Origin of the sequence: Planctomyces sp. SH-PL62 (genome assembly GCF_001610895.1) — a bacterium.
Lineage (GTDB): Bacteria > Planctomycetota > Planctomycetia > Isosphaerales > Isosphaeraceae > Paludisphaera.
On the sequence record NZ_CP011273.1, the window covers coordinates 2,950,410 to 2,975,221 of the forward strand.

General features: G+C 70.6%; 21 protein-coding genes. 6 read left to right on the plus strand and 15 right to left on the minus strand.

All coding sequences use genetic code 11. The annotated features are described in order from the left end of the window. Window positions 1-35: 35 nt before the first annotated feature. Both VT85_RS28445 and VT85_RS11430 read right to left on the minus strand, forming a co-directional pair. Window positions 36-455, minus strand: coding sequence for a (2Fe-2S) ferredoxin domain-containing protein (locus VT85_RS28445; RefSeq protein ID WP_197491226.1), 420 nt, complete (start codon window positions 453-455; stop codon window positions 36-38). 77 nt (window positions 456-532) lie between these two features. After that, on the minus strand, window positions 533-1,654 hold the full coding sequence (locus VT85_RS11430) for an alkaline phosphatase family protein (protein WP_068414866.1): 1,122 nt from the start codon (window positions 1,652-1,654) through the stop codon (window positions 533-535). A gap of 385 nt (window positions 1,655-2,039) precedes the next feature. Between VT85_RS11430 and VT85_RS11435 the strand changes: the two genes are divergently transcribed. After that, complete coding sequence (locus tag VT85_RS11435; protein WP_082858533.1) at window positions 2,040-5,138, plus strand: DUF1553 domain-containing protein; 3,099 nt, start codon at window positions 2,040-2,042, stop codon at window positions 5,136-5,138. A gap of 88 nt (window positions 5,139-5,226) precedes the next feature. Further along, complete coding sequence (locus VT85_RS11440) at window positions 5,227-6,714, plus strand: DUF1501 domain-containing protein (protein WP_068414869.1); 1,488 nt, start codon at window positions 5,227-5,229, stop codon at window positions 6,712-6,714. Window positions 6,715-7,135: 421 nt separating this feature from the next. Here the strand turns inward: VT85_RS11440 and VT85_RS11445 are convergent, their stop codons facing one another. From VT85_RS11445 to VT85_RS11460, 4 genes are all read right to left on the minus strand, one after another. Next, complete coding sequence (locus VT85_RS11445; RefSeq protein ID WP_068414872.1) at window positions 7,136-7,633, minus strand: DUF2243 domain-containing protein; 498 nt, start codon at window positions 7,631-7,633, stop codon at window positions 7,136-7,138. Then, window positions 7,630-7,857, minus strand: a complete 228-nt coding sequence (locus VT85_RS11450; protein WP_068414875.1) for a hypothetical protein — start codon at window positions 7,855-7,857, stop codon at window positions 7,630-7,632. Before VT85_RS11450 ends, VT85_RS11445 begins: the two co-directional genes overlap by 4 nt. Before the next feature lie 118 nt (window positions 7,858-7,975). After that, the gene (locus VT85_RS11455; protein ID WP_197491227.1) at window positions 7,976-8,857 is read right to left on the minus strand and encodes an alpha/beta hydrolase; all 882 of its coding nucleotides are present in this window, start codon (window positions 8,855-8,857) and stop codon (window positions 7,976-7,978) included. Window positions 8,858-8,960: 103 nt separating this feature from the next. Then, window positions 8,961-9,908: a PIG-L deacetylase family protein gene (locus VT85_RS11460; RefSeq protein ID WP_082858534.1), complete on the minus strand. Its 948-nt coding sequence runs from the start codon at window positions 9,906-9,908 to the stop codon at window positions 8,961-8,963. Window positions 9,909-10,055: 147 nt separating this feature from the next. On the opposite strand from VT85_RS11460, the gene VT85_RS11465 reads away from it, so the two are divergent. Together VT85_RS11465 and VT85_RS11470 are read left to right on the plus strand one after the other, a co-directional pair. Next, window positions 10,056-11,882 carry a hypothetical protein gene (locus VT85_RS11465; protein WP_068414878.1) on the plus strand — a complete coding sequence of 609 codons (1,827 nt, stop codon included), beginning with the start codon at window positions 10,056-10,058 and terminating at the stop codon, window positions 11,880-11,882. 58 nt (window positions 11,883-11,940) lie between these two features. After that, window positions 11,941-12,840, plus strand: coding sequence for a DNA integrity scanning protein DisA nucleotide-binding domain protein (locus tag VT85_RS11470; protein ID WP_068414881.1), 900 nt, complete (start codon window positions 11,941-11,943; stop codon window positions 12,838-12,840). Between the two features lie 397 nt (window positions 12,841-13,237). Here the strand turns inward: VT85_RS11470 and VT85_RS11475 are convergent, their stop codons facing one another. The 3 genes from VT85_RS11475 to VT85_RS11480 all read right to left on the minus strand — a co-directional run bounded on the left by VT85_RS11475 (window position 13,238) and on the right by VT85_RS11480 (window position 15,894). Then, window positions 13,238-13,717, minus strand: a complete 480-nt coding sequence (locus tag VT85_RS11475) for an SMI1/KNR4 family protein (protein WP_068414884.1) — start codon at window positions 13,715-13,717, stop codon at window positions 13,238-13,240. A gap of 66 nt (window positions 13,718-13,783) precedes the next feature. Continuing rightward, a complete protein-coding gene (locus tag VT85_RS27575; protein ID WP_156512815.1) occupies window positions 13,784-14,161 on the minus strand; it encodes a hypothetical protein in 378 nt (125 codons plus the stop codon). 77 nt (window positions 14,162-14,238) lie between these two features. Beyond that, complete coding sequence (locus VT85_RS11480) at window positions 14,239-15,894, minus strand: hypothetical protein (RefSeq protein WP_197491228.1); 1,656 nt, start codon at window positions 15,892-15,894, stop codon at window positions 14,239-14,241. 462 nt (window positions 15,895-16,356) lie between these two features. On the opposite strand from VT85_RS11480, the gene VT85_RS11485 reads away from it, so the two are divergent. Continuing rightward, entirely contained in the window at window positions 16,357-16,752 is a 396-nt protein-coding gene (locus VT85_RS11485; RefSeq protein ID WP_156512816.1) for an RNA polymerase sigma factor, read from the plus strand. A gap of 344 nt (window positions 16,753-17,096) precedes the next feature. On the opposite strand, the gene VT85_RS11490 is transcribed toward VT85_RS11485, so the two are convergent. The 4 genes from VT85_RS11490 to VT85_RS11505 all read right to left on the minus strand — a co-directional run bounded on the left by VT85_RS11490 (window position 17,097) and on the right by VT85_RS11505 (window position 19,010). Further along, window positions 17,097-17,558, minus strand: a complete 462-nt coding sequence (locus VT85_RS11490; RefSeq protein ID WP_068414891.1) for an SRPBCC family protein — start codon at window positions 17,556-17,558, stop codon at window positions 17,097-17,099. Window positions 17,559-17,642: 84 nt separating this feature from the next. Then, window positions 17,643-18,032: an SRPBCC domain-containing protein gene (locus tag VT85_RS11495; protein WP_197491229.1), complete on the minus strand. Its 390-nt coding sequence runs from the start codon at window positions 18,030-18,032 to the stop codon at window positions 17,643-17,645. Next, entirely contained in the window at window positions 18,025-18,354 is a 330-nt protein-coding gene (locus tag VT85_RS11500) for an ArsR/SmtB family transcription factor (RefSeq protein WP_068414894.1), read from the minus strand. Before VT85_RS11500 ends, VT85_RS11495 begins: the two co-directional genes overlap by 8 nt. A 98-nt stretch (window positions 18,355-18,452) precedes the next feature. Beyond that, window positions 18,453-19,010, minus strand: a complete 558-nt coding sequence (locus tag VT85_RS11505; protein WP_068414897.1) for an isochorismatase family protein — start codon at window positions 19,008-19,010, stop codon at window positions 18,453-18,455. Window positions 19,011-19,215: 205 nt separating this feature from the next. Here VT85_RS11505 and VT85_RS11510 point away from each other — a divergent pair, with 205 nt between their 5' ends. Then, window positions 19,216-20,943, plus strand: a complete 1,728-nt coding sequence (locus VT85_RS11510; RefSeq protein ID WP_068421852.1) for a response regulator — start codon at window positions 19,216-19,218, stop codon at window positions 20,941-20,943. Window positions 20,944-20,998: 55 nt separating this feature from the next. On the opposite strand, the gene VT85_RS11515 is transcribed toward VT85_RS11510, so the two are convergent. Beyond that, the gene (locus tag VT85_RS11515; RefSeq protein WP_068414898.1) at window positions 20,999-22,819 is read right to left on the minus strand and encodes a DUF1858 domain-containing protein; all 1,821 of its coding nucleotides are present in this window, start codon (window positions 22,817-22,819) and stop codon (window positions 20,999-21,001) included. A gap of 168 nt (window positions 22,820-22,987) precedes the next feature. Continuing rightward, window positions 22,988-24,727 (minus strand): hypothetical protein, encoded by a 1,740-nt coding sequence (locus tag VT85_RS11520; RefSeq protein ID WP_068414899.1) that lies wholly within the window; start codon window positions 24,725-24,727, stop codon window positions 22,988-22,990. Window positions 24,728-24,812 lie beyond the last annotated feature (85 nt).

A 24,812-nucleotide genomic window follows, 5' to 3' on the forward strand; every position in this document is an offset into this window, starting at 1 on the left:
CAGGGCGGGGGAGGCCGCGCGGCCTCCTCGCCTCATCAAGACGCCGACTCGCCCCCCGGGCGCGCCGGCGTCGTTTCGTTCATGGGGTTGCGGGCGAAGGCGTACTCGGCGACCACCCGGCCCCCCAGGAGGTGCTCGTCGATGATCCGGTCCAGGACCTCGACCGTCACCGAGTGGTACCAGACCCCGTCCGGGTAGACGACGAGGACCGGCCCGGCCTGGCAGAAGCTCAGGCATTGCACGCGGGTCCGATAGACGTAAACGCCTTCCTTCTCCAGCTTGCCGAGCCGCTTGTCGAGCCGCCGGCCGACCTCGCGATGGTCCTCGCCGCCGCAGCAACTCGTCCCCAGGCAGAGCAGGACGTGTCGGGCGTAGCCCCCCTCGCCGGTCGTCGAGATCCCTCGCGACTCGGCCTTCTTGACGGCCTTGCGGTGCAGTTCCTCGCGCTTCTCCATGTCGTGCCCTTCCCGCCCGTCCGGGTCGCCGCCCCCTCCCGAGCGGAGGGGAGTTCGGCGACGGCGGATCGGCTGCATCAGGGGGCGGCGAAGGCCGATGAGATGGGGGCTCCGGCCCTGGGCTGGTAGGCGTTGTAGTCCTCGCCCAGCAGGGCGGCGAGGGTCGCGGCGATCTGGTTCTGGTCGGCCGGGGCGAGTTCCGCGTCCCCTCGGGGATGCGTGTCGGGGCCGAGGACGCCGACCCAGATGCGCTCGGCGCCCTTGACCTTCTCGCCGTGATGCTTCCAGTCGGACGGGGCGTCGCCTCGGCCGTGGTCGGTGGTGAGGATCAGGGTCGTGGAGTCCTTGTACTCCGGCATGCTCTGGAGCGTGTTCCACAGGGTCTCGACGTAGCCGTCGAACTTGCGGGCGGAGTCCAGGTACTGGTCGTAGCGCCCGGCGTGGGCGAACTCGTCGGTCTCGCCGAAGCCGATGAAGGCCACGCGGGACTTCTCGCGCTTGAGGTTCTCAAGCGCGATGTGGAAGGTGAACACGTCGTAGCCGCATCCGGCCCAGAGGCGGTGGACCTTGGAGTTGACCTCGCCGAGCAGCTTCTCTTGCGGGGTCAGGTCCTCGCCGGAAGGGGGCTCCCAGCAGGCGACGATCTTGAGCCCGCTGCGGTTGCGGTTGAGGATGTACGGGAAGACGTCCCAGGAGCCGAACGCGGCGACCTTGCCCCGGAACTCGGGCTTGGCGTCGAGCCACTCCAGGACGGTGACGTTGGGGTTGTCGAACTTGTCGTTGCTGTCGATGCGGGGGTCGCCGAAGCCGGTGAAGACCTCGCTGTAGCCGGGGTAGGAGAAGTTCTTGCCGTTGGTCACCCGGCCCTCGTTGCCGGCGTCGCCGTAGAGCCGCCCTTGCCTGGCGACGACCGTGGACAGGAACGGCAGCAGGGCCTCGCGGCGGGCCTCGGGGGTCTCGCGGTCGTAGGCCTTTTTGGTCGCCTCGACGTCGGCGACCCCGCCATCCTTCTTGTTGAGGAGCGCGGGGTCGGCGCCCGAGAAGACCTCCTGCCAGCGGAGTCCGTCCGACATGATCAGGATCACGTTCTTGGTCTTCGTGATCGGCCCGGTCGGCTCGGTGCGGGAGTCGTCCGCCGTGGCCTGGGAGGCCGTCCCGAGGAGGATCAGGGCCGCAAGGGCGAGGCGCAGGGGATTCATGATCGGTGGGGTTCCTGTCGGGCGGGGATCGTCGGGAGGCGCGGCTCCGCGCCCCGAGCCCCCGGCTTCACGGTCGCGCGGGGGGCGGTAGGAGGTTTATTGGACCCCATCGCCGGGGCCCGTTCAACCCGCGAGCGACGGGGCGCCCCGGAGGGATTCGGGTGGCGGCGGGAAGGCATGTTAGGATAAGATGGACGATTATGGGTTCGCGGACCCCGCCCCGACGACCGAGCCGGGCGCGGGCCTTCCCGACCCGGTCGTGCGTGCAGATCAGACATCATCCGCCGGCATCCCCGATCGCCCGGCAGGCCCCCGTCTTCCGGGAGCCGCCCCCTCCGCCGAACCCCCGCCGCGCCGCGATCGTCCGCATCGAGGGAGACCAGAAATGAGCCGACCGAAGGGGATCTCCGCCGCCCGCCTCGTCGCGCCCCGCGCGATCGCCGCGGCGCTGGCCTGGACGCTGGCGCTGGCGTCGTCGGCCGTGCCGGCGAGGGCCGACGACGCCGTGGTCTACAACCGCGACGTCCGGCCGATCCTGGCCGAGAACTGCTTCGCCTGCCACGGCCCCGACTCCGCCGCCCGCAAGGCCGACCTCCGGCTCGACGTGCGCGAGGCCGCCGTCGAGATGGGCGCCGTCGAGCCCGGCGACCTGGAGGCGAGCAGCCTCGTCGCCCGCATCGAGACCGACGACAAGCACGAGGTCATGCCCCCCCCGGGGTCGCACAAGACGCTGACCGCCGAGCAGAAGGACGTCCTGAAGCGCTGGATCGCCCAGGGGGCCGAATACCAGGCCCACTGGTCGCTGATCGCGCCCACGCGGTCCGCCCTGCCGAAGACCGCCGACGCCTCGTGGGGCCGCACGCCCATCGACGCCTTCATCCTGTCGGCCCTGGAGTCGAAGGGGATCAAGCCCGCCCCCGAGGCCGACCGCCGGACCCTCGCGCGGCGGGCGAGCCTGGACCTGACCGGCCTCCCCCCCAACCCGGAGGAAGTCGAGGCGTTCGTCGCCGACGCCTCGCCCGACGCGTATGAGAAGTACGTCGACGCCCTGCTGCGGTCGCCGGCCTGGGGCGAGCACCGGGGCCGCTACTGGCTCGACGCGGCCCGATACGCCGACACCCACGGCTACCACTTCGACAACTTCCGCGAGATGTGGACATACCGCGAGTGGGTCGTCGAGGCCCTCAACGCCAACATGCCGTTCGACCGCTTCACGATCGAGCAGCTCGCCGGCGACCTCCTGCCGAACCGGACGCTCGACCAGCGGATCGCCTCGGGCTTCAACCGCTGCGCCATGTCGACGAATGAGGGGGGGACGATCGCCGAGGAGAACCTCGTCGGCTACACCCGCGACCGCACGGAGACCGTGGGCCAGGTCTTCCTCGGCCTGACCGTCGGCTGCGCGGTCTGCCACGACCATAAGTTCGACCCGATCTCCCAGAAGGAGTTCTACGAGCTCTCGGCCTTCTTCAACAACTCGACCCAGCCGGCCTTCGACGGCAACGTCAAGGACTCGGCGCCGATCATCCCCGTCCCCCGTCCCGAGGACGCCTCGCGGTGGGAGGCCCTGCCCGCGCTCCTGACCGCGGCGAAGGCCGAGGTCGACGCCCGTTCGCAGGCCGCCCGGGACGAGTTCGACGCCTGGCTCGCCTCCCAGACGGCCGAGACCGTCGCCGCCGCGCTGCCGGCCGGCGACCTCCGGCTGAGCGCCGGGCTCCCCGATCGGGGCGAGGGTTCGCCCCAGGTCGCGTTCGAGTCGACCGCGATCGGCGACTTCGAGAAGGACCAGGCGTTCTCCTTCGGCGCCTGGATCAAGCTCCCCAAGGCGGGCGCGACCGGCTCGGTCCTCGCCCGGATGGACGACCCGCACGGCCATCGCGGCTGGGACCTCTGGATCGAGGGCAAGAAGGTCGCCGCCCACATCGTCCACCAGTGGCCGGACGACGCCCTCAAGGCGGTCTCGCGGGACGAGATCCCGACCGAGACGTGGACGCACGTGTTCATGACTTACGACGGCTCGGGCAAGGCGTCGGGCGTGAAGATCTACGTCGACGGCAAGCCCCAGGCGACCGTCGCCGCCGCCGACCGCCTGAAGGAGACGATCCGCACCGACGTCCCGCTCAAGGTCGGCCGTCGCCACGCCTCGGCGCGGATTCCGGAGGTGGGGATCGCCGAGGTCCGCATCCACGGCCGGGCGCTCGCCGACGCGGAGGTCGCCGACCTCGCCGGCTTCGGCCGCGCCGGGGCCTTCCTGGCCAGGCCCGCCGACCAGCGTCCCGCCACCGAGGCCGACGCCCTGTTCGCCTGGTGGCTCGCCGCCCGCGACCCGGCTTCGCGCGAGCTTCGCGCGAAGCTCGCGGCTCTGGAGGCCGAACAGGGCGCGATCAAGGCCCGGGGGACGGTCGCCTTCGTGACGGAGGAGAAGTCCGAGGAGGCCGCCGCCTTCCTGCTGTTCCGGGGCGAGTACGACCAGCGCCGCGACCCGCTCAAGGCCGCCACGCCCGCCGCCCTGCCGCCGATGCCCGAGGAACTCCCGCGCAACCGGCTGGGGTTCGCCCAATGGCTCCTCCGCCCCGAGCATCCCCTGACCTCCCGCGTGACGGTCAACCGCTTCTGGCAGGAGATCTTCGGCCAGGGGCTCGTCCGCACCACGGGCGACCTGGGGATCAGCGGCGAGACCCCCAGCCACCCCGAGCTGCTCGACTGGCTGGCGGTCGAGTTCCGCGAGTCCGGCTGGGACGTGAAGCGGTTCTTCAAGCTCCTGGTCACCTCGTCGGCCTACCGCCAGTCGGCCGCCGCGACCCCCGAGAAGCTGGAGGCCGACCCGGCCAACCGGCTCCTCTCGCGAGGGCCGAGGTTCCGCATGGACGCCGAGATGATCCGCGACTACGCCCTGTCGGCGTCGGGCCTGCTCGTCGCCAAGATCGGCGGGCCGAGCGTCCGGCCGTACCAACCCGAGGGGGTCTGGGAGGCCGTCGCCATGCCCGAGAGCAACACCCGGAACTACAAGGCCGACTCCGGCGACGGGCTCTACCGCCGCAGCCTCTACACCTTCTGGAAGCGGGCCGCGCCGCCGGCCTCGATGGAGATCCTCAACGCCCCCAGCCGCGAGGTCTGCACCGTCCGGCGCGATCGCACCGACACCCCGCTCCAGGCCCTCGTCACCCTCAACGACCCCCAGTTCGTCGAGTCCGCCCGGGTGCTCGCTCAGCGCGTCTTGGCCGGCTCGCCCGACTTCGAATCCCGCGTCGACGCCCTGGCCCGGCGCGCCCTGGCCCGGCCCCTCCGCGAAGAGGAAGCCTCGGTCCTCCGCCAGTCGCTCGACCGCCTGGCCGCCTACTACCAGGCCCACGCCGAGGACGCCGAGAAGCTCCTGGCCGTCGGCGAGTCCCCTCGCGACCCCAACCTCGCCCCCGTCGAGGCCGCCGCCTGGACCATGATCGCCAACCAGCTGCTCAACCTCGACGAGGCCCTCAACAAGTAAACGACCGTAAGCCCTTTCCCCCTTCGCGGGGGAAGGGCGCGGCGGCGAACCACGAATCAACCGATCCAGGCGCAAGCGAGGACCGATCATGAATCCGTTCGACGAGTACGCCCTGTCCGAGACCCGCCGGCGGTTCTTCCGACGCGGCGGCGACGCCGTCGGTCTCGCCAGCCTGATGTCGCTCCTGGCCCGCGACGGCCTGGTCTCGCGGGCGGCGGCCGGCGACGTCGCGACGCCCGGGGGGATCGCCGACCGCATGCCGCCGATCCCCACCCACTTCGCCCCCAAGGCCAAGCGGGTCGTCTACCTGCACATGGTCGGCGGCCCCTCGCAAATGGACCTGTTCGACTACAAGCCGGCGATGGGCGACTGGTACGACAAGGACCTGCCGGAGTCCATCCGCCAGGGCCAGCGCCTGACCACGATGACCAGCGGCCAGGCCCGGTTCCCGATCGCCCCGTCCAAGTACAAGTTCGCCCAGCACGGCCAGTCCGGCATGTGGGTGAGCGAGATGCTCCCCTACACGGCGAAGATGGTCGACGACCTGTGCTTCATCCGGAGCATGCACACCGAGGCCATCAACCACGAGCCGGCCGTCTCGATGCTCCAGACCGGCAACCAGATCCCCGGCCGGCCCTGCCTGGGGTCGTGGGTCTCGTACGGCCTGGGCTCGCTGAACGACGACCTGCCGACCTTCGTGGTGCTGGTCGCGCGGCCGTCGAACACCGAGCAGATCCAGGCGATCTCGGCGCGGCTCTGGTCGTCGGGCTACCTGCCGGGCGAACACGCGGGGGTCTCGTTCCGCAGCGCGGGCGACCCGATCCTGTACATCAACAACCCGCCGGGCGTCCCCCCCGAGATCCGTCGGAACACCCTGGACGGCATCCGCGCCCTCAACGAGATGAACCACCGCCAGTTGGGCGACCCGGAGACCCGCACCCGGATCGAGCAGTACGAGCTGGCCTTCCGGATGCAGGCGAGCGTCCCCGACCTGACGAACACTGCCGGCGAGCCCGAGTCGACCTATCAGCTTTACGGCGAGGACGCCCGCAAGCCCGGCAGCTTCGCGAACTCGATCCTGCTGACCCGCCGGATGCTGGAGCGGGGCGTCCGGTTCGTGCAGATCTACCACAACAACTGGGACCACCACGGCAACCTCGGCGGCCGGATGCCCAGCCAGTGCAAGGACGTCGACCAGGCCTGCTACGGGTTCATCCAGGACCTCAAGGCCCGTGGCATGCTCGACGACACCCTGGTCATCTGGGGCGGCGAATTCGGCCGCACCATCTACAGCCAGGGGGGCCTCTCGAAAGACAACTACGGCCGGGACCACCACCCGCGCTGCTTCACCATGTGGATGGCCGGCGGCGGCTCCAAGCCCGGCATGATCCACGGCGAGACCGACGACTTCAGCTACAACATCGTCAAGGACCCGGTCCACGTCCGGGACTTCCACGCCACCGTCCTGCAACTCCTCGGCTACGACCACGAGCGGTTCACCTACCGCTACCAGGGCCTCGACCAGAAGCTCACCGGCGTCGACCCCGCCAAGGTCGTCAAGGAACTGCTCGCCTGAGAAATTGGGTTCGTATCGGACCCGCGTCGAACGAAGCCATCGGACGTAAAGCATGTTGAAATAAGATTTTGCGTGTTGAAAGCCGACCCGGGAATCGGCTTCGTTCGGCGGTTTTCGCACGTCGCGCCCGGGTCGGGCGTTCCGGCGTCCGCAGGCCCTCGGATTGGGTTCGTTCACGCCGGCCTCGAAACGGGCCGATCGGCGGCAAACCGAGATAGGGCCAGGACTTCCGGCGAGGTTTCGGCGCGTGGAATTGGCTTCGTTCGGCGGCTTTCGCGGTGCGGCCGAGGCCTCGGACGCGCCGTTCGACCTTCCGTCGGCGGATTGCCAAGGAGCCGTGAGGGCGCAACGCCCCCTACCATGACGATGCACCGATCCGCCGATTCGGAACGCGGATCGGCCCCATCGTCCGGGCTCGGGATCAGCTCGGGGCGGGACGGGCCGTCGCGTCTCCCCGGCCCGAGCGGGCCAGGCCGAGGCCGAGGATCAGCAGCGCGACGCCCGCGCCGAGGAAGGCGATGTCCCACGTGAGGTGGCCGGGCCCCTCGACGACGTGGTGGACGCCCAGCAGGTGGTGGTCGACAAGGCCCTCGACGAGGTTGAACAGGCCCCAGCCCATCGCCATGGCCCCGAGCCAGGTCCGGGTCGACCAGGCCACGTCGCTCCGCAGCCCGGCGCGCCAGAGCAGGGCCAGGCCCAGGGCGGTCGTGATCCAGGTGAAAGCGTGGAACAGGCCGTCCCAGAACATGTTGATCTCGAGATTCACGACCGTGGTGGGCGGGCGGACGGCCGAGAGCATGTTGTGGAGCTGCAAGATCTGGTGAAAGACGATCCCGTCGACGAAGCCCCCCATCCCCACGCCCAGGAGGAGGCCCGACGAGAGGATCGGCCGGCGGTCGAGCGCGCCCGGTTCGCTCATCGGCCGGACCCCCCGCGCGGCATGAGATGAACGGCCGCCGCGACCCCCAGGCAGACGCCGAACGGCAGCGTCGCGGCCAGCAGGTTGAGGCCGAGCCGGCCGTCGAGGATCCCGGCCCGCACCGCCCGGCCCGTCGGCCGGCTGCACACCGGGCACGCGCCCGCCGGCGCGGCGAGGCCCGCGAGGATCACCGCCGCCAGGGCGGCGCGGAAGAGATTCTTCATGGAAGTCGCGCCCGGATGACGAAGCGGCGGCGGGCCGAATCGCGCGGACACGCGTCGCGGACGCTCGGCCGGCGGATTCGCCGCGAATTGCGTGCCGCGCCCGGACGGCGTCCGCGCGTCATTCGGCCCGCGCGGCGGCCGGCTCGGGGTTGCAGCGGGCCTCCAGGAAGTCGAAGACGACCTGCGTCGGCCGGTCGCCGGGGCGGCCGAGTTCGCGGTTGATCGTCATGTGGGTCTTGGAAGGAAAGGCGGCGACGGTCGCCTCGACGCCCGCCTCGCGGAGCCTGGCGGCCAGGGCGTTCGACTGCGTCCGCGAATCGAGCCGGCCGACGTGGAGGATGAGGAACGGTGCGATCCCCTTGTCCCCGGCGACGTGCTGGATCGGAGAGGCGTCCTCCTGGACCTTCGGGTCGTCGCCGAAGACGCCCGTGTAGAGCGACCGGATGCGCGGGAGGACCGACTCGCGGATCTGGCGGGGGACGTCATACCCCGCGCCGTCCAGGAGGATCACGCCCGAGAGGGCGTCCAGGTCCAGGCCGGCGGCCTTCAGGTAGCGTTCGTCGGTGGCGGTCAGCGCGGCCAGATGAGCCCCGGCGCTGTGGCCCATCAGGAAGATCCGATCGGGGTCGCCGCCGAACTCCTTCGCGTGGTCGCGCGCCCAGCGCACGGCCCTCGCCACGTCGCCGGCCTGCTCCTTGTAGGTGACCTCGGGGACGAACCGATAGCCGACGCCGACCCAGACGTAGCCCCGCTTCGTGAACGCCTTCGGCTGCTCCTGGACGAAGTCCTTGTCGCCGAACCGCCAGGCCCCGCCGTGGACCCAGACGACGATCGGATGCCGATCCCCCTCCGCCGGCGCGTCGACGTTCAGCCGGGTGGAGGCGGCGTCGGCATAGGCCACGTCCCGCAATTTCCGGCCGCCGTCGTCGTCGCCTCCCGCCGCGATCGCGGATCGGACGACGAGCAACCCCAGCATTGCGAACCCCAGCGATCGGAACATGGCGGCGTCTCCCCGAAGTGATGTCTCCCCGAGGATGAAACCCCCGCCCGACCGATCGGTTCCGCGAATCGAACGGCCGGGGCTTCGGGCGAGGGCCGCGGGGCTACCTGGCGTCTTCGCCGAAGAAGGGGAAGATCCGCAGCAGCTCGGCCTTGTCGGGCTGGTGGCCGTACTCGCAGACCTGGAAGGCTTCGGCGGCCTGGACGGCCTTGCCGCGCTCGGGGCCGAGGAGGTCGACGAGCTTGTCGCGGAAGCGGTCGGCGGAGGCGCCGTAGCGCTTGAGGACCTGCTCCTTGAACCAGGTCTTGCGCGCCGCCGGGTCCTTGGGGACCTCGGCCTCGTAGCCTTCGATCCAGGGGAGCCACTCGAAGAATTGGGAGTCCATCTCGGCCAGGGCGGCGACCTTCCGGTCCAGCACCGAGTCGATCGGCACGACGACGTCGGGGCGGAACGGGTTCGGCTGCTGGAAGCGGTCGGCGACGTAGAGGAAGACCGGATTGTGCTTCAGGGCCGGGGTGTCCGGGCAGAAGTTGGGGACGGCGACCATGTAGGCGGTGTCCTGCACGAGGACGCCGGTGTAGCGGTGATCGGGGTGGTAGTCGTTGGGCCGGGGGGCGATGACCACGTCGGCCTTCCACTCGCGGATGGCGCGGGCGACGGCCTTGCGGTTCTCCAGGGTGGGCATCAGCTCGCCGTCGTGGTTGTCCAGGGTCTGCGACTCCACGCGGAGGATCTTCGACGCCCGGACCGACTCCTCGCGGCGACGGCGGGCGAGCGGGCCGCCGGACATCTCGTGGTGGCCGATGTCGCCGTTGGTCAGGCTCACGAACTTGACCGCGTGGCCCGCGTCCACCCAGCGCGCGGCGGCGCCGCCGGCGGTCAGCTCGCAGTCGTCGGGGTGGGCGCCGAAGACGATGATCCGGTAGGTCTTCTCGGGTTCCATCGCAGTCTCTCCGCCGCGGGCCGGTCGGCTCCGCGCATCCGAAATCAGCAGGCAGGCCAGGGCGAGGCTCAGGACGGACGACCATCGACCGCCGAGGGGACGCTTCATAAGGGGCTCCTTGTCGGAATGCGGGCGGGACGAAGGGGGCCTTGATCGCGAACGTCACCGCCAGGGTAACCATCTCCGCGGCGAGAGGCGACGGGGCGCCGGCGTACGCTTGTCGGGCGTGAAAGGCGGGCCGTACAATCAGAGGATATGAGAGCCCACCCGGAAGCCCAGATCGGCCTCGCGTCGCTCCGGCCCCTCGTCCTGGCCCTATGGACCCTGGGGGCGGCCGGCTTCGCGCCTCCGCGCGCCTCGGCCGACGACCCCGACCGGCTCGGACGCCCCGGCGGACCCCGCATCGAGGGGAAGCTGCGGTTCGACCCCGAGGCCGGCTTCCGCTTCGAGACGGCCGGCGAGCCGGGTTCGCCCGCGCAGGCCCAGCCGGTCGGCCCCGGAGGCGTGGTCGAATTCGCGCCCGGCCCCGCCGCTCCGGCGGAGATCCCGCCTCTGTTCCAGGTCGGCCTGGGCGAGTCCGGGCGGATCTCAGGCGCGCTCGGGGCTGTGACCGAGGACTCCGTGACCCTGGCGGTCCCCTGGCGGCCCGAGGCCGTCTCGATCCGCCGGCCCGGGGCGCAGTGGGTCGTACAGCGACTGGGGGAGGCTCGGATCCTCGCCGAGGGCTTCGACGCGCTCGACGCCTCCGCCTGGAACGTCGAGGGGAAGCCGCTGGTCGTGGTCGAGAACGGGGAGTCGGCCCTGCGACTGCCGGCGGGAGGGGCTTCGATCGCCCGCCGATTCGACGAGCCGCTCGAAGCCGGGCGGGTCGAGCTGACGTTCCGGGACGACGGCGCGATCCGCCCCGACCGGCGCTGGACGCTCGAACTGACGTTCCGGGCCCCAGGAGGTCCGGCGAGCCTTCGCGTCCTGCTGGGCTGGTCTGAGGAGAGCCTGGCGGTCGAGACCCCCCAGGGCCCGTCGCTGGCCGTCCAGCGGCTGGTCCGCACCGACGCCTGGCGGCGGCTGACCGTCCGATTCGGCGACGACCGCACCGAGGTCTCCGTCGACGGCAAGGACCTGGCCCACGGCCGAGGGCCGGCCGGGCCGCTGGAGTCGATCCGCATCGCGACGGCCGGCGAGACCGACGACGACGGCCCGGGAGGCGACGTCGGCGCGATCCAGGTCGCCCGGTTCGCCCGGGTCCCGTCCAGCCTGGAGATCGACCCGACCCAGGACGAGGCCCGCCTGGTGATCGGCGACCAGTTCTTCGGGGCGATCCGCCGAGGCGACCGCGACCGGGTCTCGATGCTGGTGGACGACCGCCCGATCGAGCTGGACTGGGGCCATCTCGCCGGCCTCTACTTCCGCCGCGCCCCGGCCCCCGGGGCCCCCGTCGCCGGCGCGCTGGCGAGGGTCGAATGGCGCGCCGGCGGCGACGACCCGGACGCCCCCCCCGACTTCGCCGAGGGGGCCGTCGCGGCGCTCTCGGACGCGGCCCTCACGCTGGAGACCCCCTACGCCGGCTCGCTCGCGATCCCCCGCGACCGGCTGGTCCGGCTCCTGGTTCTGGAGCCCGGCCTGCGGCTGGTCCTCGACCCCTGCTCCCACCACCTGGGCGACGAGGTCTCCACCACGCCGCCGCTGCTCGACCCCCCCTCGCCCGAGGGGGGCGTGCTGGAACGCCCGTTCGAAGTGCCGGCCGACGCGATCGACTCCGGCCCGGCCTTCGCGGTCCTCGACGTGGTCGGGGTCGTGGGGGAGGCGACCGGCCTGCCGTTCTCCGACTACATCCGGCGCGGCCAGTTGAAGACCTACCTCGCGATCAACGGCCGGCGGGTCGACTATCTCAATCGGCACATCTCCGGCCTCAACGAGGCCCCGGAGCGGATCCGCCTGCCGATCCCCGCCGACGCCCTCCGCCCCGGTGCCAACGTCCTTCGCATCGAGCAGACGGGCATCGAGGGGAACCCCGACTGGTACGACGACCTGGGGATTCTCGGCGTGGCCGTCGAGTTCTCCCCCGCCCCCGCCCGACCCTGAACCCGATCCGACCCGACCCGATTCCGCCCTCGGCGAAGCGAAACGACGGCCCGCAATCATGAAGACGCTCACGCGCAGCATGGTCCGACACGCCCACGCGATCGCCCGAGAAGTCGGCGCGCGGGTCGTGCTGCTCCACGCCGACGTCGTCGAGGAAGACGCGGACCTCCGGGCGCTGATCGACGACGTCAACTTCCGGATCATCCTGGTCTCGCGACGGTGCGGCTTCAGCCCGCCCGAGGAATTGAAGGACGTCTGCCGGGTCGTCCAGCTGCCGGACATCGCCATGACCCGCGCCGGGCAGGTGAAGGTGGCGACCCTGGTCGCCGCCGCCGAGGACCTGGTGCACGCCGGCGACCGGATCCTCTGCCTGACGGGCGTCGACCGATCGGGGTCTCTGGATACGATCATGGTCCTGGACATGGGGACCGAGATCGAGCTGTTCAGCGCCGGCGCGGCCGACCCGCTGCCGCCGGACGTCGGCCCGGCCGTCTTCGAACGGATCCTCAACGTCGCCAGCGAGCTGGGGGTCGAGGGCCGCGAGGGGAGGCCCGTCGGCGCCCTCTTCATCGTCGGCGACTGCGAGAAGGTGCTGGCGCAAAGCCATCAACTGGTGTTCAACCCCTTCCACGGCTATCCCGAGGAGGAGCGGAACATCCTGGACCCCCGGCTGGAGGAGACCATCAAGGAGTTCTCGGCCATCGACGGCGCCTACATCGTCCGCGGCGACGGCGTCGTCCTCTGCGCCGCGCGGTACCTGGCCCCCCGGGGCAAGCTGGAGGAGCCGCTCCCCCAGGGCCTGGGGACCCGGCACGAGGCCGGCGCCGCCATCACCGTCACCACCGAGGCCATCGCCGTCTGCGTCTCCCAGTCCACCGGCACCGTCTCCATCTTCAAGCGCGGCCGGATGATCCTGGACATCCAGAAGCCCCGGGGCCGCAACAGCGAGGGGCTCTGAGCGTCCGCCTCGGGAAGGGGCCGACGGGCCGAAGAACATCCTTCCCCGGATGCGAGGGCGACGAGCCCGGAAACCGTCGGCTGCTCGAATCGTCCGCGAGGAGGGGGAGGACCGCCGTCGCATCCCGAGCCCGGGGTGGACCATGAAGCCCGCTGCCTCCTCATGACGGTCTTCCCCCCCTCGCGGGGGAAGACAGACCCATAGGGGTTAGATGAGGGGGAGGACCAGCACGAGCGCCGTCGGGGTTCGCAGTCCGGCCGCCCGAGACGCCGACGGCCGTCTTGCTCGTCATCCCCTCATCCGGCCCATCGGGCCACCTTCCCCCGCGAGGGGGGAAGGGCGTCGTTCGCTCCGCCCGAGCTTTCGAGACGCACGCCCCGGCGCGGCCTCGGCGCTTTCAACGGGAAGGTCCCGCCTTGGGGAGCCTCGCCAGGAGGAATTCCCCGAGGTCCTTGGCGACCGTCTCGGCGTCGGCTCCGTCGAACCGGACGATCGGGTACTCGCCGCGGGCGTCGGCGCGGCGGGTGTCGAAGCAGAACTCGTCCCCCTCGTCGGTCTCGACGAAGGTGATCAGGTGCGCCGGGGCCGCCTTCAGGGCGGGGTCGTTGATCGAGACGACGTCGCCGCCGTAGACGTCGGAGCCCAGGACCCAGTAGATCGGGAAATTGTCATAGGGCTCGGTGGTCGTCACCAGCTTCTTGTAGCTGGGGGGCAGGGGAACGCCCAGCGCCTCCTCGGCGGCGGCCACCAGCTTTGCGGTCGCCTTCTTGCCGTGGTCGACGTCGGGGCCGCTCTCGCCGACGGCGTTCAGCCTGCGGTGCTCTGCGCGGACGGCCGGGTCGCTCAGCCGCTCGATGTACTGGTCGATCGCTTCCATGTCTCGGTCTCGATGGGTCGGTCGGGTCGAGGTCTTGCCGTGAAGTGAACTGGAATATCAAGCAGGCTATCGAAATTTCGATAAAGACTTCAGCCCGATTTTCAAGAAGATCGCCTCGTCGTTGTAAGCGAAAACCTCGTACTCGTCTGTGAGAACCCACAGGTGTATGGGGTCGCCGTGATATGGAGCGAATCCATGGATTTCACCCCTGCCGGAATCTACTAGATGTACATTGAATACGGAGTCGAGGATTTTGACCTTTACAACTTCGGAGGCTTTGCCGGCCTTGTATTTCTTGAACTGGTCGGCTAGATAGCTGCGATAAGCAGGCGAGAAATCGTCAGGGAACCGGTCGGTCGGCTGGCAGCCCCGTGCGATCAGGGCGATGCAGGGAGCTGCGATCAGGGAAGCGATCGCAGCGAGAACTGTTTCGCGCTTGAGCACGGCCTGCTTGCCTCCGAGGGGGCCGCAACGATTCTAATCGATGGCTTCGCTCTTTGAAGCCTTGTCTCCTCGTGGCCTTACTCCGAAGGCCCCCCAAGCCGCCCCTTGTTGAGCTGATCGTAATAAGACCGGACGTGGCGCTCCACGCTTTTGGGGACCCGCTGGTTGGAGAGGGCGTCGGCCGTGCCGGCGGAGGCGGCTTCGAGTTCGGCCTGGACGTCGATGCGGGACTCCCCCTTGACGGCTTTCCCGGGCTCGGCGAAGCCCTGGAAGACGGCCTTCCCCTTCTGGATCTGCTGGGCGGTCTTGGTCTTGTAGGTGGACGTGTCGTCGGCCGCCTCGGCGCGGTCGCCGGCGCCCCGGCCCCGGCCGCTGGCGTTGGCGGAGTTGCTGCGGCGGTCGGAGAACCCGTCGTTCATGCCCATCGACTCGCCGAACTGGTTCAAGCCCTCGGTCATGCCGTTCTTGGCGTCCATCACCTCGGCCAGCGCGTCGTCCAGGGCCTGCATCTCCTCCATGTTCCTGGCCATCTCGGAGAGCTGCTGGCGGGCGTCGCCCATCGCCTCGGCGGCCTTCTTGCAGTCTCCCTCCCGCATCGCCTGTTGGGCCTGGCCGAGCTTCTCTGCGAGCTTCTGGAGCTGCTGGAGGTTCTTGGCCTGCTGCTGGAGCTTCTCCATCTCGCGCTGATATTGCTCCTCGCTGAGGCCGCCGTTCTTGCGGGCCTCGTCGAGCTGCTTCTTGCGCTCGGCCATGTCGGCGGCGTCGGCGAGCTTCTTGGCGGCCTCGCCGAGCTGTTTCTCCAGGGCCTTCTTCTCATTCTCCGTCAGCTTGTCGGACTTGAGCTTCTCCTGGAGTTCCTTGACCTGCTCCATCGCCTTGGCGAGGTCGCCCCGGGCGAGGTCCCTGGCGAGCTGGTCGGCCGGTCCCTTCTCGCCCATCTCCTTGAGCTGCTGGAGCTGCCTGGCGACCTGCTCCGGCGTCCCGAGCTGCTTCTGCCGGTCCTTGAGGGCGTCGCTGAGCTTGTTCATCTCGACGAGCAGCTTGTCCTTCTGGGCCGGGGGGGCCTTGGCCAGCTCGTTGGACTTCTTCTCGATCTCGGCGAGCAGGTTCTCGGCCTCGGGGAACTTGTCCTTGTCGATCGCCTCGCGGCGGGCGGCGACCTTCTTGGCGAGGGCCTCCGTCCGTTTGGCGACGACCTCGGGGGCGACGGACCTGGTCGCCGCCGCGGCCCGGACCGAGCCGGGGGTCCAGGCCGGGACGAACAGGAGGCCGAACGCCAGCAGGGCCGGAATCCCGGCGACCCAGGCCCGACGCGGGAGCCGGAGCCCGAACGCCGAGGCCACGTCGAGCGTCTCGACCCGCCGGATCGCGTCGGCCACGAGGGCGCGGCCGGCGGGGGTCTCGCGGGACTCCTCCGGCAGCGTCAGGGCCGAGCTGACCCGCTCGTGCAGGTGGAACGCCCGATCCAGGGCCGTCGCCGCGTCCAGCCGGCTCGGCCCGGTCAGGGCCGCGACCAGGGCCGCGATCAGGAGCCCCAGGCCGGCCGCCGCCGCGAAGGGAGCCCAGTCGGGGCAGGGGAGCGGCCGATTCAGGACCTTGAACGCCCCGATCGCGACCGCCGCCGCCAGGAAGGTCCCGGCCCACGCCCAGACCGTCGCCCCCAGGAAGCGCTGGAACCGTAGTCGACGATACACCCGACCGACCGGCCTCTCCAACTCGCTCAAGCCGACCATGGCCCGCCCCCCTCGCGACTGGACGATGATCCGAATCCGACGACGCTCCGACGAACGTCGTACCGTGTCAGTCTAGGGGCCGACCCCGTGGATCGCAAGTCGGAAACTCCCCATGCCGTCGCGCCCCGGATCGAGGCCGCTCGGCTCAGTCCCGGCGATTGGGTTCGTTCGCGATCCCGCGAGAAGGAAGCCGTCGGCTGCAAGGTTCATTAGGGATTGGGTTTGCGGTGCGATTCGGCTTCGGAAATTGGGTTCGTTCGTCCACTTTTCGTAGGTCGTTCGGTCGGTCGTCTACCGGCTCGACCCCGAAGGCGTATCCTTCGGTTCGTGAAGTCTACAGGAAACGATGCGTCGGGTTCCTGGATTGGAGAGGCCCGGTCGGGAGAAATGGAGGCAAAAGGCCGGGAAATCGGGATTGGAACCCCGTCGCGTCGCAGTAACCTTCGGGAAGGGGGCGTGACGATGTCTCGGGATCGACGAGGGGTGGGTCGGGAGGTCGAGCGGCTGCTCCGCGACGGCGTGGAGGCGCCCGGCGGGCACGCCCGGCTCCTGCATCGGTATCTGGCCGAGCGCGACGAGGCCGCCTTCGAGGCGATCGTGGACCGTCACGGCCCGCCGGTCCTGGCCCTCTGCCGCCGCTATCTTCGCGACCCGGCCGACGTGGAGGATGCGTTCCAAGCGACGTTCCTGGTCCTCGTCCGCAAGGGTCGGACCCTGCGAGACGGCGACGCCCTGTCGAGCTGGCTTTACGGCGTGGCCTACCGCGTCGCGATCCGGGCCCGCGCCGACGTCCTCCGGCGACGGGCCCGCGAGGGGGATGAGGGCGAGACATCCCCGCCGATGAGCCATACCTGGTGACGGAGTACCGCAAAGCCAGGAGCGATTATGCTTTCACCCCTGGTGAGGGAAGGTCGCCCGCAGGGCCGGAGGAGGGGAACCATCAAGGCGGACGGACCGAAGAGGCGACGGCCCTCGCGCTCGTCGCCCCCTCATCAGCCGCTGCGCGGCGCCTTCTCCCTCGAGGGGAGAAGGGATGCTAGAGCGATTATGCCTTCATCCATTGCGGGGGAAGGACGTTCGGGTCCGAACCCGGATTCCGGCGGTGTGGGTGCTCGTCGCCCCCGTATGAACGGTTTTCCCCCGCGAGGGGGGAAGGATGTCGTTCGATTCGTCAGCTTATCAGGCGTGCGATCGATCTCGGATCACATCCCCTGCGGCCACTTCCGGGTGGCTTCGAGGGATTCGCCGGTCTCCAGCAGGCTCTTGAGGCTGGCCAGGATGTGCGGCCAGCCCTGGGACACCGCCCCGATCACCTTCGAGTCCGGGACCTCGCTCTCGTGGAGGACGGTGAGCTTCACCGCCTCGCCCTGCGGCTCCAGCGTGTACGTCAGCCGGGTCGGGGCTTCGTGGGCCGCCGCCGGGGTGATGTGATGCTTCCAGGACAGGACCAGCTTGTTCGGCGGATCGATCTCCAGCACCTCGCCGCTGTCGGGCACCTTCCCGGTCGGGCCGACGAGCTTCCAGCTCGCCCCCGGCTTCCACTCGCACTCCTGCCACGTCTCGACCCAGTACTGCCGAGTGAACTCCGGATCGATCAGCGCCTGCCACAGCTTCTCGGGCGTGGTGCGGATGTAGGTCACATATAGGAAACGTGATTCGGCCATCGGGTTATTCCTCCGTTGGGGGTTGGGGGGAGGTCAGGTTGAGCGGCCCGCCCGTCTCGAGCAAGGTCTTCAACCCGGACAGGATCATGGGCCAGCCGCGGCGGCCGCCGTCGAGAAGGTGGGGGGGATCGGGGTCGGGTGGGCCTCGGTCATGGTGAGCCGGACCGCACCTTCGCCGACCGGCTCGATCTCGTAGGTCACGACGCACTCGGGCAGGTCCGGGTGGGCGGTCACCCTCCAGCCGAGGACGAGCTTGCGCGGCGGGTCGCTCGCCCGGACCAGGCCCTCCACGTCCACCGCGCCCGCCGGCGTGCGGAGCAACCACGGCGAGCCGGCCTTCCAGTCGGACTCCATGGCGCGGCCGAAGAAGTACCGGGTGGTGAACTCGCTGGAGGTGAGCGCCGCCCACACCTTCTCCGGGCTGGCCGCGATGTAGGTGACGTACACCGTGCTTTCCGACGTCAGGTCAGCCATCGGCCCCTTCCTCCAGTCGCTTCTTGAGGTCGGCCAGCGCCTGGAGCCGACCGCGTTCGAACTTCTTGATCCACCGCTCGGCGATCTCGTGGATCGGCACCGGGTTCAGGTAGTGGAGCTTCTCCCGGCCCTGCCACACGACGGCGATCAGCCTGGCTTCCTCCAGCACGGCCAGGTGCTTGGTGACGGCCTGCCGGGTCATCTTCAAGTGGGCGCACAGCGATCCGAGCGTCTGCCCGTTCTCGGCGTGGAGCCGATCCAGGAGCAGGCGGCGGGAGGCGTCGGCCAGGGCCTTGAAGACCTTGTCGTGGTCGTCGACCATGCGGAGATTATGCAACCTTTGGGTTGCATGTCAAGGCTGGGGGCAGCGAATCGGGCGCGACCCGGAAGATCGAAGGTGGGGGGCTGGGGCCTGGCGGGTCAGGCGGGTTCCTTGACCAGGGCGCTGAGGGCCTTGAATTCGGGGCGGTCGGCGGTGGCGCACCATTCGAAGAGGACGGCTTCGGTGGTGGAGATGACGGCGCCGGCGGATTCCAGGCGGCGGAGGGCGACGTCGCGGTCGAAGGGGTTCCGGCTGGCGACGGCGTCGGCGGGGACCTGGACGCGGAAGCCCAGGTCGATGAGGTCCAGGGCGGTCTGGGCGACGCAGACGTGGGCTTCGAGGCCGGCGAGGGTCACGTGGCGGGTCAGTCGGCCGTAGTATTGCTCCAGGATCTGCGGGACGGAGCAGCAGGCGAACGTCATCTTGGAGGCGCGTTCGGGGATCAGCTCGGCGATCGGGGGGGAGGTCGGTCCCAGGCCCTTGGGGTACTGCTCGGTCCCCTGGACGGCGACGTCGAGGAGCTTCGCGCCTCGGATCAGGCGGAGGGTGTTGGCGACGACCTTCGGGCCGTCGGCGACGGCGGCGACGAGCTTCTCCTGGACGTCGATCACGAGCAGGGCGCCGTAGGCGGCGGTCAGGCGTTGGGTGGCTCGCATGGTGGGATCTCCTCCTCGTCGGGGCTTCGTGGGTCGCCGTCCAGTCTAGCGGCTGCGGCTTGCCCGCGGGAGGGCCCGGGATTAGGATGGCTGGGGATCGCCCGCACGGACGCCCAGGCCCCGATCGCGTCGCCGGCCCCGCCGCAGAGTCCTCTCTCCTCCGTCTAGAACCATTGGGTTGACCAACGTGGCCGAGAAGCCTCGCGTGCTTGTCATCGAGCGGGAAGCGTCGCACGGCAAGGCGGTCCTCGACGCGCTGGGAGACACCGTCGAGCTCGTCTCGGTCCGCTCGATCTCCAAGGCCCTCGCGCTGCTGCGCGACAACCGGTTCGAGGGGGTGTACGTCGACGCCTCGCAGCTCTCCGCGGCGCGTTGGGTGGGGATGATCATCCAGGCGGAGGAGATCCTCGACGCGATCGCCGACGGCGTGGCGGTGGTCGACCCGGACCTGCGGATCATCTGGGCGAACCCCGAGTTCGTCTCGTTCACGTCCGGCCCCGATTCGACGGTCGGCACGCGGTTCTACCAGGCCTTCGCCGAGTCCGAGATCCTCGGGCCGGAGCCCTGTCCGTTCACGACGGCGGTCGCCACGCGGTCGCCGTCGAGCACGGTCCTGAAGATCCGCAACAACCGGTACCTGAAGGTCACGGTCACGCCGGTCTTCGACGCCCGCCACGTCCTGACCCACCTGATCGCCCTGACCCGCGAGATCACCGACGAGGCCCAGCAGCAGCTCAAGGTCAACGCCATCGCCCAGGCCGGCGACGAGCTGGCCGACCTGACGCCCGAGGAGCTGTCGGAGATGGGGGCCGAGGAGCGGACCGACCTCCTCAAGTACAACATCGCGCGGCACATGAAGGACCTGATGGGCCTGGACTTCATGGAGATCCGCCTGCTGGACCGGGGCAGCGGCCGACTGATCCCGCTCTTGACCGAAGGGATGACCCCGTTGGCCGCCGGCCGCGAGCTCCTGGCGGGCAAGGAGGGGCAGGGGGTGACCGGCCTGGTGGCGGCCACCGGCCAGAGCTACCTCTGTCCGGACACGACCAAGGACCCGTTCTACATCGAGGGGGCGGAGAACGCCCGGAGCTCGCTGACCGTCCCCCTGGTCTACCACGGCAACGTCATCGGCACGCTGAACGTCGAGAGTCCCCATCCCGACTCGTTCGACGATCGCGACCGTCAGTTCCTGGAGATCTACGGCCGCAACGTGGCCTCGGCCCTGAACACGCTGGAGCTGCTCCAGGCCGAGAAGGCGAGCACCGCCAGCGCCTCGGTCCAGGCGATCAGCCGCGAGGTCGCCCTGCCGCTCGACGACGTGATCACCGACGCCGTCACGGTGCTGGACCGCTACGCCGGCCACGACGAGGACGTCATCGCCCGGCTCCGCCACCTCCTCTACCGCGCCCGAGAGATCCGCGGCATCATCCAGAAGGTCGGCTCGACGATCGCCCCGCCCCCCGCCAACCGGGTCGCGACGCCCCCCGCCGCGCGGCTCGCCGGGGCCCGAATCCTGGTGGTCGACGCCGACGAGGCCATCCGCCGCTCGGCCCACCACCTGCTGGGCATCCAGGGCGCCGTCGTCGAGACGGCGCGCGACGCCCGCGAGGCCGTCGCGCTCGCCCGCCAGGAGTCGTACTCGGCCGCCCTGGCCGACATCCGCCTCCCCGACATGGACGGCTACGCCATCTACAAGCGGCTCCGCGAGGTCCGGCCCGAGACCCCGGTCATCCTCATGACCGGCTTCGGCTACGACCCCACCCACTCCATCGTCAAGGCCCGCCAGGAGGGCCTGCAAACCGTCCTGTACAAGCCCTTCCGCTCCGACCGCCTGATGGAAGCCGTCGAACAGGCCCTCCACATCCAGACCAACCGCGCCGAGGCCGACCCCCCCGACCTCCAGCCCGAACCCGCGCCCCGGCCCGAATCCTGAAACCCCGCGATCGGCGAAGGCGGACGCTCCGCGCGCCCGCCGTGCCGAAGCCGCCTCAGCGACGGGCGTCGTTCAGGGCGAGGGTCAACTCCTCGGGGGAGATCCCGTGGAGCCGGGCCGCCTGGTTCAGCGTCACGCGGCGGCCGATCGTCCGACGCAGGGCCGCGCTGCGAAGCGGGGTCAGGCCGAAGCGATCGAAGACCGGCGCGGTCTCGGGGAACCAGTCCAGGACGTCGGCCGGATGATGACCCCCGTCGATCCGGTCGGGCGCGGGGGCGGCGACGCGATCGTGTCGAGCTTCGCCGTCGCGACGGGAGAGGATCAGGGACGCGATGCCGAATCCCCACCAGGCCAGCCCGGCGACTTCCATGGTCCCGCTGACGCCGATGACGGCGTAAGGGGCCGGCGACCAGTCGGTCAGCGTCTGGGTGACGACTCGGAGGCAGCAGCCGGCGTTGACCAGGAGGAACGGGCCCCAGAGGCTCGACAGGCCGCGCGAGTCCACGCCGGTGAGCGTCGGCACGGCCTTGGCGGCGAAGCCCATGATCATCAGGGAGACGAATCCGACCGTGGCGGCGTGGCGGATCGCCCCGTAATAGGCGTGGCTGAACGGCAGGCCGCTGGCCGCCTGGTAGGCCGGCAACAGGGCGAGCATCGCGATCGAGACCGCGAGCCAGCCGTAAGCCGCCCGCACGAACTTGCAAACGCGGTCGTGTTCCGGGAAGGGCCGCCAGGGCCGCCAGGGGAGGACCACCAGGGCGGCCCCCGCCGCGAGCATCAGCCAGGGGAGCATCAGGCCCGCCGCCAGGACGTGGTTCCCGGTCAGTCGGTAGGTCAGGAAGAGGGCGACCTCGCCGAGCACGGCGGCGGTCAGGAGCCCGAGGGCCGTCCAGGCCCGGCGGTCCTCGACGCGGGGGGCGCCGAAGAGCGCCGGGAGCATGCGGATGGAGACGCCCAGGATCATGAACAGGGCGAGCCCGTGGACCTGCAAGTCGCGCAGGGGGGCCTGGTAGGTCGCGACGTACCAGACCAGCGACGCCTCGTCCGGGGCGGTCATCGTCGTCCAGGTGTGCCAGCCGCTCATGATCGTCGCCGCGACGAACCACGCCAGCGCCGCCGTCACGAACCCGACGTAGGGCTCGAACCGCGCGCCGGAGCGGCGGAAGGTCGCCAGGATCTGCGCGGCGAAGGTCGCCGTCGCCGCCGCCTGCAAGCCGGCGCCGGCCGTCGCCACGATCGCGGCCAGGGAGGAGTCTCCCATCGCGACCATCCCGAAAGCCTGGGTCGCGATGCCGACGATCATGGCCCCGAAGACCGCGACGGCCAGCCGGGGCGCCGCCAGGCTCGTGTGCCAGAACCTGGGGAACGCCTGGTAGGCGAAGCCCATGATGAACAGGCCCACCCAGCCGGAAATCTGCACCATGCCGTGCGCGTTGACGCTCTGGAGCGCGTTCGCCTGGAATGAGCCGCTCAGGCCGATGTTCCAGAGCAGCCAGGCCCCCCAGGTGGCCCCGGCCGAGAGGACCATGACGATCCCCGCGAGGAAGAAGCGGGCGTAGATCGCGTCGGCGACGCTCGCGGGCTCCTCGACCAGCCCTCCCGCCGGCAGCCCGCGCCCGACCGCCTCGGCCAGCTCACGCATCAGCCGATCCTGCTCCACCCCGTGCGCCCTCGCGAAGAAGCCGAGCGTCTCATACGGGCCGAGCCGCCCGCCGCAGCCCCGAAGGCCGTAGCGGTCGAGCACGGCCCGAGCCTCGGGATGGACCCGCAGCAGATCCGGGATCATCGTCGCGGCGGTGACGGCCGAACCGGCCGTGAAGCCCGAATCGGGCGCGGGGGGCGGCCCGTCCAGGATGGGGAGCGAGATCGTCGCCATTGGGAATCGTCCTTCAGGCCCGACCAGCGGCGTCGAGCCTTCGCTCAAGCGGGGCGGAGCCGACCCGCCGGCCCGGACGTCCCGTCCCGGCGAATCCTCCTCGGCCCCGACACCTCGAATCGGAAATCTGGACCTACAGGTAAAGATATCACCGGTCGGGCCTTGGCGTCAAGGCGGGGCCGCCCCGTTCGCGGTTTCGGCGTCGGCCCGGGGGGGCCGCCCGCGCAGCTCGGGGTCGTAGCCGACGGTCCCCACGTCGTCGTCGGCCTCGAACCGCCCCCACTTCTTCGGGTCGTACGAGCCGTGCTCGTCCCTGAGGTTGGGGCCGATCGAATAGACGTGGAGGAGTCCGTCGACGTGTTCCATGCGGAAGGGTTCGCCGGTGTAGGGATCGAGCGGCGCGCCGGCGTTTAGGAATTCGTCGTCGATCTCGGCGGCCGACGCGGGCCACGCCCCGGTCGCCCGGCGTTGGCGCTCGGCGGCGACGAGGACGGCCGCCGACCCCAGCTCGGCGCGGACCCGCAGTTCGGTGTCGAGGATGGCGGACGCGGCGGGCATCATGAGCAGCGGGAGCGTCGCGATGTAGGGCCCGAGCCGCGACTCCTTGACGGCCTCGACGCGGGCCTTGTACGCCGCCAGGGCGTCTCGCCACTCCTCTTCGGGGAGGTCCGGGATCGCGATCAGCTCGTTGAACCAGCGCAGCGCGACCGACGTCTGATACCAGCCCCCCACGATCGTGAGGCCGCTCAGCGAACGGACCGGGGGCGGGCCGCCGTCGGGCCCCTTCGCACCGGCGAGGGCCTCGAACGGCAGCTCGCCCTCGGCGACCCGCCGGATCACTTCGAACAGGATGGCGCGCTCGCCGCGCAGGGCGTAGCGGAGGCGGGGCCGGTCGTACTCGTCGAGGATCAGGTCCTGGAGCGCGGCGAGGGCCTCGTCGGACGCCTCGCCCTGGGCGAGCGCCCGACGGGCGGTCTGCACGGCCAGGACGTCGATCGCGGTTCGGACGAGCTGGCTGATGGCGAAGGGTTCGTCGCCGATCGATCGGGCGACGCCGAGGATGGCGCGGCAGGAGTCGAGCGCCTCGTCGATGGTGCCGTCGTGGGCCGACACGAGTGCGTCGGCACGGAGCAGCCGGGCCACGCCGCGGGCGGCCTGGGTCTCGGGCAGCAGCGTGTCGATCAGGATCGGGCCGAGTTCCAACTCGTGGCGGCCGCGTTCGTAGTCGGCGACCTCGCGCGCCATCTCCACCTCCTCGGCGAGCGTGTCCAACTCGTCGCCGATGGCGGTCGCCACATCCTCGGGGAGGCTTCGCGACTCCTCGGCCTCCTCCGCCCGCTCCAGGGCGGTCGCCGCGTCCAGCGGTCCGTCGGTCTCGGCCTCGGGAAGGCCGGGCTCTCGGGAGGGCTTCTGGGGCCATCCCTCGGGGAGCAGGTCGACGACATCGGCGACGATCATGGCCGAGTTCTCGTCGTCGGGGACCTCCTCGCGGGTCGCCATCAGGTCGTCGAGCCGCCAGTCGGGATCGAGGGCGTCGGTCTCGGCGACGGCCTCCTCCGCGTTGCGGAACGAATAGCGGATCAGGTAGCTCCCGCCCGCGATCCCCGCTACGAGGCCGACCGCGCCCAGCCCCGCCGCGAAGGCCCAGCGCAGGCGTCGGCGGCGCCGCCGGTCCGCCGTGCCGCGGCCCGGCCAGCCCAGTCGCGAGGCGACGCCCCGGCCCAGCCACACGACCGCGCCCGCCGGCACGGCGACGAGGAAGCTCAGCCACGCGCAGATCCCCACCCAGCGGCCGACGAACGCGAGCAGGCCGACGACCGCCCCGCGCGTCAGCCCGGCGTAGGGGAGCGTCGCGAGCGACCCGCCCACGAGCAGGCAGGCCGCCGGCACGGAGACCAGGGCCGGCAACCAGGCCCCGAACTCCAGCCCCCGCCCCAGGTCGCGCAGGCCGTCCCGCCAGCCGCGCGGGCGTGCGGCCGGCGGCGGGACGACG

Coding starts and splice junctions, on each gene's coding strand:
- VT85_RS11465 (WP_068414878.1), top strand. CDS start 10,056: ATGAGAGCCCACCCGGAAGCCCAGATCGGCCTCGCGTCGCTCCGGCCC.
- VT85_RS11480 (WP_197491228.1), bottom strand. CDS start 15,894: ATGGTCGGCTTGAGCGAGTTGGAGAGGCCGGTCGGTCGGGTGTATCGT.
- VT85_RS11460 (WP_082858534.1), bottom strand. CDS start 9,908: ATGAAGCGTCCCCTCGGCGGTCGATGGTCGTCCGTCCTGAGCCTCGCC.
- VT85_RS11515 (WP_068414898.1), bottom strand. CDS start 22,819: ATGGCGACGATCTCGCTCCCCATCCTGGACGGGCCGCCCCCCGCGCCC.
- VT85_RS11470 (WP_068414881.1), top strand. CDS start 11,941: ATGAAGACGCTCACGCGCAGCATGGTCCGACACGCCCACGCGATCGCC.
- VT85_RS11495 (WP_197491229.1), bottom strand. CDS start 18,032: ATGGCTGACCTGACGTCGGAAAGCACGGTGTACGTCACCTACATCGCG.
- VT85_RS28445 (WP_197491226.1), bottom strand. CDS start 455: ATGGAGAAGCGCGAGGAACTGCACCGCAAGGCCGTCAAGAAGGCCGAG.
- VT85_RS11485 (WP_156512816.1), top strand. CDS start 16,357: ATGTCTCGGGATCGACGAGGGGTGGGTCGGGAGGTCGAGCGGCTGCTC.
- VT85_RS11445 (WP_068414872.1), bottom strand. CDS start 7,633: ATGAGCGAACCGGGCGCGCTCGACCGCCGGCCGATCCTCTCGTCGGGC.
- VT85_RS11490 (WP_068414891.1), bottom strand. CDS start 17,558: ATGGCCGAATCACGTTTCCTATATGTGACCTACATCCGCACCACGCCC.
- VT85_RS11505 (WP_068414897.1), bottom strand. CDS start 19,010: ATGCGAGCCACCCAACGCCTGACCGCCGCCTACGGCGCCCTGCTCGTG.
- VT85_RS11475 (WP_068414884.1), bottom strand. CDS start 13,717: ATGGAAGCGATCGACCAGTACATCGAGCGGCTGAGCGACCCGGCCGTC.
- VT85_RS11430 (WP_068414866.1), bottom strand. CDS start 1,654: ATGAATCCCCTGCGCCTCGCCCTTGCGGCCCTGATCCTCCTCGGGACG.
- VT85_RS11450 (WP_068414875.1), bottom strand. CDS start 7,857: ATGAAGAATCTCTTCCGCGCCGCCCTGGCGGCGGTGATCCTCGCGGGC.
- VT85_RS11440 (WP_068414869.1), top strand. CDS start 5,227: ATGAATCCGTTCGACGAGTACGCCCTGTCCGAGACCCGCCGGCGGTTC.
- VT85_RS11500 (WP_068414894.1), bottom strand. CDS start 18,354: ATGGTCGACGACCACGACAAGGTCTTCAAGGCCCTGGCCGACGCCTCC.
- VT85_RS11455 (WP_197491227.1), bottom strand. CDS start 8,857: ATGTTCCGATCGCTGGGGTTCGCAATGCTGGGGTTGCTCGTCGTCCGA.
- VT85_RS11435 (WP_082858533.1), top strand. CDS start 2,040: ATGAGCCGACCGAAGGGGATCTCCGCCGCCCGCCTCGTCGCGCCCCGC.